A 10,514-nucleotide genomic window follows, 5' to 3' on the forward strand; every position below is an offset into this window, starting at 1 on the left:
GACTCGGCCCGACGAGGCAGCGGGTCAGGTGTCGCCGCGGTCGACCAGGTGACCCGGCTCGCGCAGGTCCACGTCGCCCTCGACGACCAGCGCGTGCAGACCGTCGACCGTGCGGGTCTCGTGCGGCTCTCCGCGCTCCCAGACAGCCGCCTGGCCGGGGCCGATGGAGACCGGCTCCCCGTCGGCGCCGGACACCGTCGCGTCGCCGTCGAGGACCACCATCAGCTGGGTCGCCACCGCCGGGTGACGGCCGATCAGCCCGCCGGGCTTGAGGTCGACCATCACCAGGGCGGCGTCTGCGGTGATGCCGAGCGCGGACACCGAGAAGCGCTTGCTGCCGTGGTTGTCCACCGTCTGCCGCGGCAGCGCGCCCAGCCACATGATCCGCACCGGCTCAGGCGTCGCTGACGGGCGGGTCGTAGTCGGGGTCGGCAGCCGGGGCGTCGGGGTTGACGCCCGAGCCGGCCTGGGCCTGGTGGCCGAAGCTCTCCAGCTCGGCCATCACCTGCTGGTGCTTGTCGACGCAGACCACGAGCAGGTCGCCGCGGTTGGTGCGCGCCATCGCGTGGCGGACCGCCTCGATCTCGTCGAGGACCTCCTCGACCTGCTTGCACCGGCTGCCCTCGGCCATCGCCTGTCGCACGCCCTCGATCACGAATCCGGCCACCTCGCCGCGCTCGCGGCCCCGGAGGCTGACGTCCTCACGGACGATGAGCACGTCGAAGTGCTGCGCCGCGATCGACCCGAGCTCGCGCATGTCCTCGTCGCGCCGGTCACCGGCCGTGGCGATGATCCCGATGCGCGAGGGGCGGGCCAGGTCGTGCGAGCCGGCCAGGGAGTCGCCGACCCGGTCCACGAAGTCGCCGAGCATCTTCATGCCGGGCGCGTTGTGGCAGTAGTCGACGATGACGTTGACGCCGTTGACGTCGACCTCGTTGAGACGGCCGGGGGAGAGGTAGTAGTTGGTGGAGAACGTGCGCAGGCCCTGACGGATGTCATGGAGGGGTGCACCGGCGGCGAACGCGGCCGCGGCGGCCGCGAGCGTGTTCTGCACGTTCATCCGGGCCTTGCCGCCGAAGGTCGCGGGCAGCAGGTGGGTCCAGGCGAGCTGCATCTCGCGCGGGCCGTGCTTGACCACGATCATCTCGCCGCGCTCGGAGGGGTTGAGGACCAGCGCCTTGCCGCCGCGACGGCAGTGGGCGTCGATCATGTCGCGGGTCTCGGTGCCGGGCTCCTCCATGGAGAACCACACGACGGAGCCGGAGCAACGGCGGCGCATGTCGCGCACCAGCGGGTCGTCGGCGTTGAGCACGGCGTGCCCGTCGCGCGGGACGGCCTCGACGAGGACCGCCTTGACGTCGGCCAGCTGCTCGACGGTGTCGATGCCACGCAGGCCGAGGTGGTCGGGCTGCACGTTGAGGACCACGGCGACGTCGTTGCGCTCGTAGCCGAGGCCCTCGCGCAGGATGCCGCCACGGGCGACCTCGAAGACCGCGAAGTCCACGCGGGGGTTCTGCAGGACCATCCGGGCCGAGCGCGGGCCGGAGGCGTCGGAGCGGATCAGCAGGCGCTCGTCGATGACGACGCCGTCGGTCGAGGTCATGCCGACCTTGCGGCCCATCCCCTTGAAGATGTGGCTGATCATCCGCGAGGTGGTGGTCTTGCCGTTGGTGCCGGTCACGGCCACGATGGGGATGCGGCTGGTCGCGCCCGGCGGGAAGAGCATGTCGACGACCGGCTTGGCGATGAACTGCGGCTCACCGATGGTCGGGTGGGTGTGCATCCGGAAGCCGGGGGCGGCGTTGATCTCGCAGATCGCGCCACCGGTCTCGCGCACGGGCTCGGTGATGTCGGGGCAGATGAAGTCGATGCCGGCGATGTCGAGGCCGACCATGCGGGCGGCCTCCTCGGCGATCTCGACGTTCTCCGGGTGGGCCTCGAAGGTGCGGTCGATGGAGATGCCACCGGTCGACATGTTGCCGGTCAGCGCGAGCTTGACCATCTGACCGTCCGGCGGGACGTCGGTCATCGCGAAGCCCTGCTCGCGCACGAGCTCGATCGCGGCGTCGTCGACCTTGATCCGGGTGAGGACCTTCTCGTGGCCGACACCACGTCGCGGGTCGGCGTTGGCGGTGTCGACGAGCTGCTCGACGGTGCGGGTGCCGTCTCCGGTGACGGAGGCGGGCACCCGCTCGGCGATGGCGGCGACCTTGCCGTCGATGATCAGGCAGCGGTAGTCCTTGCCGATGATCAGCGACTCCACCACGATGACGCCGCGCCGCGACTGCTCCTTGGCGATCGGGAAGGCGTCGCGCACCTCCTGCTCGTTCTGGAGGTCGAGGCAGACACCGCGGCCGTGGTTGCCGTCGAGCGGCTTGATCACGACGGGGTAGCCGATGCGCTCGGCGGCCCGCACGGCCTGGTCCTCGGTGCGCACCGTGTCCTGCTTGGGGACCGGGAGGCCGGCAGCACCGAGCAGACGGGTGGTCAGGTCCTTGTCGGAGGCGATGTCGACGGCGATGGCCGAGGTGTTGGACGTCATCGTCGCGCGGATGCGCTTGGCGTGGACGCCCTGGCCGAGCTGGACCAGGGAGTGCTGGTTGAGCCGGATCCACGGGATGTCACGCGAGACGGCCTCGTCGAGGATCGCCTGGGTGGAGGGTCCGAACGCCGTGCGCTCGGCGCGCAGGATGAAGCGCTCGAGCTCGTCGTCCCAGTCGAACTCCGGGTCGGCCTGCACGAGGTGGTTGACCAGGCGTACGGCGAGTCGCGCGGCCGCGAGCCCCACCTGCTCGTCGGCGTAGCCGAAGATGACGTTGTAGTGCCCCTTCTGGCCCCTCACCTGGCGGGTCTTGCCGCGCCGGATGTCGTGGCCGACGACCTGCTGGAGCGCCAAGGCGGCGTGCTCGGCCACGTGTCCGAGCCAGGTGCCCTCGTTGAGGCGCTCGACGAAGCCGCCGCGCTTGCCGCGCGAGCAGGAGTGCTCGCGCAGGCCGGGCAGCATCTGGAGGATGTTGTCGGTGAAGCCGGGGATCGTGTTGGTGGGGAAGTCCTCGAGCGAGCCGAGGTCGACCACCAGGTGGATCGCCTTGTCGTAGGACCAGATGTTGGCACCGCGGTAGACGCGGGTGTCGACGATCGCGAGGTCGGGCGTGGGGCGTTCGGTCATGAGGTGACTCCGTCCGGGGCTGCTGTCGGCGTGGTCTTCTTGCGGCTGCGGGCCAGCCGGCGCCGCAGGGCGGCCGGGGAGGCGTCGGCGGCGGCGATGTCGCGCGCCATCTGCCGCAGGTCGTGGCTGGCCTCGGCGAACGACGCCGCCTCCTCGAGGTCCACCCGACGGTCGGGCGGCACGAGGGTGCGGGTCGTCAGGTCGAAGACCGAGCCCTCGGGCAGCGTGTGGAGCACGATGCCGGAGGCGAGGATCGGGTTGGAGCGCTTGGCCTCGTAGGCGTTGGTCGTGATGCGGGCCGGGTCGAAGATCGTGACCGAGCCGCGGCCGACGACGCGCAGGAGGTCGTGAGGGGCGCCGTCGTAGTCCTCGGCCGCGTCGGGGTCGTCGGGCGCGTGCACGACGCGCTGCTCGACGATCGCGGCGGTGTCCTCGTCGACACCGATCCCCAGGAGCTGAGGTGACTGGGAGACGATCATGAGCAGTCGACCGTAGCGGTTGCGCTGGTCGAAGTGCTGGTCGATGACTGACGACTCGAGCAGCCCGAGCCCGGCGGCGACCTGGGTCATCCGCTGCTTGGGCGTCGATCCGGGCCCGCCGAAGGCGACCATGTGGCTCGACTGGATGCTGGCACCGGCCGATGTGCCGGCGACGACGATCCCGCGGTCGTGGGCGTCGAGGATCGCGTCGCCGAGCGGCGTGCCGCAGATGATCGCCGAGAGCTTGAGCTGGTTGCCGCCGGTCATGAAGATGCCGGTGGCCTCCCTCAGGGAGGCGACGAGGGCCTCGTCGTGGGCGTCGTCGCGGCTCTCGGGGCGGACCGCGATGACCTCTCCGGCGCCCTCGCGGCGGAAGAGGGCGTCGTAGACCTCGATGACCTCGATGCCGAGCGAGGAGGCGGTCGGGATCACCGCGATCCGAGCGTCCTCACCGCCGGCGGCGGCCACGAACTCCTTCAGGATCGTCCGCTTGCGGAGCTTGTCCTCGGCGCCGCCGATGATCATGAGGGGTCCCTTGGGCATAGCGATCACCCTAGGGTGTGGCCATGGTTGCAGAGATGCCCGCATCCCCCCGGACCCTCGTCGTGATGCGCCACGCCAAGGCCGAGCAGGCCGGACCGACGGACTTCGAGCGTGAGCTAGCCGAGCGCGGTCGCCAGGACGGAGCAGCGGCCGGCGGGTGGCTCGCGGCGCGCGGGATCGTCCCCGACGTGGCCCTCGTATCGGCCGCCACGCGCACCCAGCAGACCTTCACCGCCGTGGCCCAGGGCGCGCAGTGGACCCTCGAGCCGACGCTCGACCGCGGTCTCTACGCCGCCGACCCCGACACCGCCCTCGACCTGGTGCGCTCGCTCGACGACGACGTGTCCACGGTCGTCGTGATCGGTCACAACCCGACCATGGCCTACCTCGCCACCATGCTCGACGACGGCGAGGGCGACCCCGACGCCGCGATCGGCGTGACCGGCGGTTTCCCGACCAGCGCCCTCGCGGTCTTCGCGTACGACGGCACCTGGGGCGAGCTCGCCGCTGGCAGTGCCCGCGTCACGGCCTACCACGTCGGGCGCGCCTGACCTGCTCTCAGACCGGGGGAGCGGGCGTGATGATCCCGGCCTCGGCGTCGGCCATCTCGATCTCCTCGCGGGAGATGCCGAGCAGGTAGACGATCGCGTCGAGGTAGGGGACGTTGACCGAGGTGTCGGCCGCCTCCTGCACGATCGGTCGGGCGTTGTAGGCGATGCCCAGCCCGGCGGCGTTGAGCATGTCGAGGTCGTTGGCGCCGTCGCCGATCGCGATCACGGCGGCCTCGGGCACGCCCACCTTCGCCGCGAACTCGCGCAGCGCCTTGGCCTTGCCGGCCCGGTCGACCACGTCGCCCACGATCTCGCCGGTGACGGTGCCGTCGACGATCTCGAGCTCGTTGGCGCGGGCGTAGTGGATCCCGAGGTCCTCGGCGAGGCGGTCGGTGATCTGGCTGAAGCCGCCCGACACGATCGCGAAGCGGTAGCCCAGTCGCCGCAGCGTGCGCACCATCGTGCGTGCGCCCGGGGTGATGACGATCTCGTCGTAGACGGTGTCGAGGGCGGAGGCGTCGAGCCCGGCCAGCAGCCGCACCCGCTGGCGCAGTGATTCCTCGAAGTCGATCTCGCCGCGCATCGCGGACTCGGTGATCCGGGCGACCTCGGGCTCACAGCCGGCGTGGGCGGCGAGCATCTCGATCACCTCGCCCTGGATCAGGGTGGAATCGACGTCGAGCACGATCAGCCGCATCCCGCGGCGCAGCAGGTTGGCGGGCTGGACGGCGACGTCGACGGACTGGGTAGCCGCCTCGAGGGCGAGCAGGGCCCTGAGCTGCACGGGGTCCGCGCCGGAGACGTGCAGGTCGATGGCGGTGACGGGGTAACGCGCCATCCGCTCGATGCGGTCGATGTTGCCGCCGCAGTCGGCGATCCGACCGGCGATGGCTGCCATCGCGGATGCCTTGAGGGGGGTGCCGATGATCGTGACGTGCGACCGGCCCTCGCGCCGCGCCCGGTTGTCCCCGGAGCCGCGTTCGATCTCGACGGTCATGTCCAAGGTGGCGGCGGTCTCCTCGACGGCGGCCTTGAGCTTCTTCCAGTCGCGGGGGGCCGTGACGAGCACACCGAGGATCAGCCGGCGACGCAGGAGGATCTGCTCGATGTCGACGACCTCGACCCCGGCGAGGGCCAGGGTGGCGAAGATCGAGGAGGTCACCCCCGGCCGGTCCTTGCCGGTGAGGGTGATCAGCAGCGTCTCGGGCTTCGACTTCGGCACGCTCATGGTGCTGGTGAGGTTATCGCCCGTCGGTGGACTGTCGGTGGTCCCGTCCATGCTGGTGCCATGACGACCACAGGACCGAGCGCGGGAGCGACGCTCCGATGCTTCGCCGACGCCATCGACGCGCGTGACTGGGACCGGCTGCTGGCCCTGCTGGGGCCCGACTTCTCCGCCACGCTGGTGCACACGGGGGAGAGCTTCGACCGTGAGGGCTTCGTGGCGTTCAACGCCGACTATCCCGGGCAGTGGCACTTCCACGCCGACGAGGTCGTCGACGCCGGGGACCGTGCGGTGCTTCGTGCCCACACCACCGACGGTGCCGAGACGTTCCACGTCGCGTCCTTCGCATCGACGGCCGACGGGTTGATCACCGACCTGGTCGAGGTCTGGACCGAGGCCGTCGCCGCCCATCCGGCCCGGTCGCCGTTCACGTGACGTCCTGACCCGGCCTCAGCCCGGCGGCCAGCCCTCGGGCGAGAACGCCGCGACCAGCGCCCGACGTCCGGCGCGCTCCAGGGGCACCAGGGCAGCCCGGCGCCGCTCGATCTCGACGCTGCTCACCGCACCACCGTCGTCCTCGAGCGCGATCTCGACGATCTCCAACGCCTGCTGACCGCGAGCTGCGAGGTCGACGCACCGGCCCGGCACGCCCGGAGGAGCGACGTACGTCCTGCGGTGCCGCAGGTTGAGCAGTCGGTCGGCGACCTCGGGCCGCCACTTCGCGACCTCGAGAGCGGCGAGGTCCTCGGCGGCGTGCAGCAGGGCGGTACGCAGGGCTCGGTCCGCCTCGCCGACGTCGGGCACCTGGCGGGGAGCGGCGCGGTGCGCCACCCACTCGTACGTCGGCCCGACAGCGCGCGGCGTCAGGCCGATGCCCGCGCCGACCGCGACGACGCCCTCGCCGACCTCGAGCACGGCATGGTTGAACTCCGCCGGTCCGCCCAGTCCCACCAGGTCTCCCTCGGCGGGGAACGTCGCGCCGAACGCGTGGGCGCCCAGCGTCCTCAGCCGGGCAAGGGCGCCGAGGATCGAGTCGCCGTCGACGCCCCCGATGCCGGACACGACGTGGGCGACGCTGTCCTCCAGGACCGCGTCCAGGAGCTGGTCGGCGACCACGTGCCCGCGCAGCCACGCGGTGCCCCACCACGCCACGCGGGCCGACACGGCGAGAGGAGTGGTCACGACGGTCGAGGATAGCCGCGGAACGGGCGACGGCTCTGGATAGGGTGACGGACATGGGAGCAGTGCTGGAGTTCGCGGACGTCACGGTTCGTCGGGGCCAGGCCACCTTGCTGGACGAGGTCTCCTGGACCGTCGAGGAGGACGAGCGCTGGGTCGTGCTCGGTCCCAACGGGGCGGGCAAGACGACCCTGCTCCAGGTCGCGTCCGCCCAGGTCCACCCGACCTCCGGCGTGGCGGGGATCCTCGACGAGGTGCTCGGCACCGTCGACGTCTTCGAGCTGCGCCCGCGCATCGGTCTCACCAGTGCGGCGCTCGCCGAGCGGATCCCGCGCAGCGAGCGCGTGCACGACGTCGTCGTGTCGGCGTCCTACGGTGTCGTGGGTCGCTGGCGGGAGGACTACGACACGCTCGACCACGACCGCGCGAGCAGCCTGCTGACCGAGCTCGGTGTCAGCGGCCTCAGCGACCGCACCTTCGGCACCCTGAGCGAGGGCGAGCGCAAGCGCGTCCAGATCGCCCGGGCGCTCATGGCCGACCCCGAGCTGCTGCTGCTCGACGAACCGGCCGCAGGGCTCGACCTGGGTGGTCGCGAGGACCTCGTCTCGACGCTCTCGGTCCTCGCCATGGACGCCGACTCGCCGGCCACAGTCCTGGTCTCCCACCACGTCGAGGAGATCCCGCCCGGCTTCAGCCACGCGCTGCTGCTGCGCCAGGGCGCCGTCGTGGCCGCGGGGCTGCTCGACGACGTGCTGACCGAGGCCAACCTCGCGGCGACGTTCGGCATGCCGCTGACCATCCGCCAGGAGGACGGCCGCTGGTCGGCGCGTCGCCAGACGCGTCACCGCTAGGGTCGGAGCATGGACTGGATCTGGGACAACCTCTGGCAGGCCTGGCTGGGCCTGGCCATCGTCCTGGGTGTGGCCGAGATGTTCAGCCTCGACCTGGTGCTCATCATGGTCGCCGTCGGTGCCGTCGCCGGGATGACGACGGCGCTCCTCGGGGCGCCGTTCGCGATCCAGGCCCTCGTGGCCGCGGGTGCCTCCGTCGCGATGCTCGCCCTGGTGCGACCGCCCATCGCCAAACGCTTCCACGGCGGCCCCGAGCTCAGCCTGGGCCACGGCAAGCTCGTCGGCCAGCGGGCGGTCGTCACCGAGACCATCACCGGCCTCGAGGTCGGGCGCATCAAGATCGGTGGCGAGATCTGGACCGCGGCGCCCTACGACGAGCACCTCACCCTGGTGCCGGGGCAGAGCGTCGAGGTCCTCGCGATCAAGGGCGCCACCGCCTACGTCCACCCGGTCGGCGTCATCGACTCCTAGCACGTAGGCTCACCGGACCTCCCACCCCCAGAGGAGACAGTCGTGATCTACCTGATCCTGCTCGGTCTGCTGTTCCTGTTCGTCATCGTGCTGCTCGCCAAGACGGTGCGCATCGTGCCCCAGGCGCGGGCCGGCATCGTGGAGCGCTTCGGCAAGTACAAGGAGACCCTGTCCGCGGGCCTCAACGTCGTCGTGCCGTTCATCGACAAGGTGCGCTACCTCATCGACCTGCGCGAGCAGGTCGTGAGCTTCCCGCCGCAGCCGGTGATCACCCAGGACAACCTGGTGGTCTCCATCGACACCGTCATCTACTTCCAGGTGACCGACCCGATCGCGGCGACCTACGAGATCGCCAACTACATCCAGGCCGTCGAGCAGCTCACGATGACCACGCTGCGCAACATCGTCGGCGGCATGGACCTCGAGGGGACGCTGACCAGCCGCGACGAGATCAACACGCGACTGCGCGGCGTCCTGGACGAGGCGACCGGCAAGTGGGGCATCCGTGTCAACCGCGTCGAGCTCAAGGGCATCGACCCGCCGCCCTCCATCAAGGACTCGATGGAGAAGCAGATGCGCGCCGACCGTGACAAGCGGGCCCAGATCCTCACGGCCGAGGGTGGTCGCCAGGCGGCGATCCTCACGGCCGAGGGTGAGAAGCAGGCCTCCATCCTCTCTGCCGAGGGTGACCGCGAGTCGCTGATCCTGCGCGCCCAGGCCGACCGGGAGTCGTCCATCCTGCGCGCCCAGGGTGAGGGCCAGGCCATCCAGACCGTCTTCCAGGCGATCCACGACGGCAACCCCGACCAGTCGCTGCTGGCCTACCAGTACCTCACGATGATGCCCAAGCTCGCCGAGGGCAGCTCCAACAAGCTCTGGATCGTGCCCAGCGAGATCGGCAAGGCGCTCGAGGGTCTCGGGTCCACGATGTCGGAGATGGCTGGCATCCCGAAGGAGAACTCCGGGCCACGCAACCGCGTCGACATGGGCAGCATGGAGCCGGCCAAGCTGGCGGGCAGCGGTGCGCTCGCCGAGTCCGAGCGCGGCAAGACCAGCAAGGCTGTCGAGGACGCGATCGCCGAGGCCAAGGCGGCCGCCAACCCGGGCAAGCCCGTCGCCCCGGCCGCGCCCTCGGCTCCGCCTGCTGCCCCGCCTGCTGCCCCGTCCACCGACGTCGCGGACGAGCCGGGCACCCCGCCCGTTCAACCTTGACCTGACGGGTGTCGTTCTTCGAGGCGGCCGCGATCCTGCTCGCCGGGATCGCGGCCGGTGGCATCAACACGATCGTCGGGTCGGGGACCCTGATCACCTTCCCGACGCTGCTGGCCTTCGGCATCCCACCGGTGACGGCCAACGTGTCCAACAACATCGGGCTGGTCCCCGGTTCCATCACCGGCGCCATCGGCTACCGCCGCGAGCTCGCGGGCCAGCGCAGCCGCATCCTGCGCCTGGTCTCGGCCTCGCTGGTGGGTGGTCTCGCCGGGGCCCTGCTCCTGCTGGTGCTGCCCGACGGCGCGTTCGCTGCCGTCGTACCGGTCCTGATCCTGCTCGGCGTGACGCTGGTGATCTTCCAGCCGCGTCTCTCGCGGTGGGTGGCCCGGCGCGCGGTCGAGCGCGGCACGCACGAGCGTGACGCCGCCTGGTGGGTGTGGCCCGCCGTGCTGCTGACGGGGGTCTACGGCGGCTACTTCGGCGCCGCCCAGGGCGTGCTGCTCATGGCGGTGCTCGGCATCGGCATCGACGACTCGCTGCAGCGGCTCAACGGCGCCAAGAACGTCCTCGCCGCCGTCGTCAACGGCGTGGCCGGCCTGCTCTTCGTCTTCGTCGCCGACGTCGACTGGCGCATCGTCGGGCTGATCGGTGTGGGTGCCGTCATCGGCGGGTTGCTCGGCGCCCGGGTCGGTCGCCGGCTCCCGCAACCGGTGCTGCGCGTCTTCATCGTCGTGGTCGGCCTGGCCGCGCTCGCGGTGTTCCTGCTCGACTAGCCCCGAGCCGAGTCGGGGGGGGGGGGGGGGGGGGGCGGGGCCGCGGCACGCCGAGGCGGGG

Annotated in this window: 11 protein-coding genes; 6 read left to right on the top strand and 5 right to left on the bottom strand. The window is 71.2% G+C overall.

The features are described from left to right. Nucleotides 1-24: 24 nt before the first annotated feature. The 3 genes from RMN98_RS08220 to RMN98_RS08230 are packed head-to-tail and all read right to left on the bottom strand — an operon-like array spanning nt 25 to nt 4,191. Nucleotides 25-381: a cupin domain-containing protein gene (locus RMN98_RS08220; protein ID WP_309648339.1), complete on the bottom strand. Its 357-nt coding sequence runs from the start codon at nt 379-381 to the stop codon at nt 25-27. Between the two features lie 13 nt (nt 382-394). Further along, nucleotides 395-3,169 (bottom strand): cyanophycin synthetase, encoded by a 2,775-nt coding sequence (gene cphA / locus RMN98_RS08225; RefSeq protein ID WP_309648327.1) that lies wholly within the window; start codon nt 3,167-3,169, stop codon nt 395-397. Continuing rightward, the gene (locus RMN98_RS08230; protein WP_309648328.1) at nt 3,166-4,191 is read right to left on the bottom strand and encodes a cyanophycinase; all 1,026 of its coding nucleotides are present in this window, start codon (nt 4,189-4,191) and stop codon (nt 3,166-3,168) included. Before RMN98_RS08230 ends, cphA begins: the two co-directional genes overlap by 4 nt. 35 nt (nt 4,192-4,226) lie before the next feature. Between RMN98_RS08230 and RMN98_RS08235 the strand changes: the two genes are divergently transcribed. After that, a complete protein-coding gene (locus RMN98_RS08235; RefSeq protein WP_309648329.1) occupies nt 4,227-4,742 on the top strand; it encodes a histidine phosphatase family protein in 516 nt (171 codons plus the stop codon). A 7-nt stretch (nt 4,743-4,749) separates the two neighbouring features. On the opposite strand, the gene serB is transcribed toward RMN98_RS08235, so the two are convergent. Further along, a complete protein-coding gene (gene serB / locus RMN98_RS08240; RefSeq protein ID WP_309648330.1) occupies nt 4,750-5,970 on the bottom strand; it encodes a phosphoserine phosphatase SerB in 1,221 nt (406 codons plus the stop codon). Nucleotides 5,971-6,030: 60 nt separating this feature from the next. On the opposite strand from serB, the gene RMN98_RS08245 reads away from it, so the two are divergent. Further along, entirely contained in the window at nt 6,031-6,402 is a 372-nt protein-coding gene (locus tag RMN98_RS08245) for a nuclear transport factor 2 family protein (protein ID WP_309648331.1), read from the top strand. A gap of 15 nt (nt 6,403-6,417) precedes the next feature. Here the strand turns inward: RMN98_RS08245 and RMN98_RS08250 are convergent, their stop codons facing one another. Further along, nucleotides 6,418-7,149, bottom strand: coding sequence for a hypothetical protein (locus RMN98_RS08250; protein WP_309648332.1), 732 nt, complete (start codon nt 7,147-7,149; stop codon nt 6,418-6,420). 53 nt (nt 7,150-7,202) lie between these two features. On the opposite strand from RMN98_RS08250, the gene RMN98_RS08255 reads away from it, so the two are divergent. The 4 genes from RMN98_RS08255 to RMN98_RS08270 are packed head-to-tail and all read left to right on the top strand — an operon-like array spanning nt 7,203 to nt 10,453. Continuing rightward, nucleotides 7,203-7,997, top strand: a complete 795-nt coding sequence (locus RMN98_RS08255) for an ABC transporter ATP-binding protein (RefSeq protein WP_309648333.1) — start codon at nt 7,203-7,205, stop codon at nt 7,995-7,997. Nucleotides 7,998-8,006: 9 nt separating this feature from the next. Continuing rightward, entirely contained in the window at nt 8,007-8,468 is a 462-nt protein-coding gene (locus tag RMN98_RS08260) for an NfeD family protein (protein WP_309648334.1), read from the top strand. Nucleotides 8,469-8,510: 42 nt separating this feature from the next. After that, nucleotides 8,511-9,680, top strand: coding sequence for an SPFH domain-containing protein (locus RMN98_RS08265; protein WP_309648335.1), 1,170 nt, complete (start codon nt 8,511-8,513; stop codon nt 9,678-9,680). A gap of 8 nt (nt 9,681-9,688) precedes the next feature. Next, complete coding sequence (locus RMN98_RS08270; RefSeq protein WP_309648336.1) at nt 9,689-10,453, top strand: sulfite exporter TauE/SafE family protein; 765 nt, start codon at nt 9,689-9,691, stop codon at nt 10,451-10,453. Nucleotides 10,454-10,514 lie beyond the last annotated feature (61 nt).

Origin of the sequence: Nocardioides sp. (assembly GCF_031397825.1) — a bacterium.
GTDB lineage: Bacteria > Actinomycetota > Actinomycetes > Propionibacteriales > Nocardioidaceae > Nocardioides.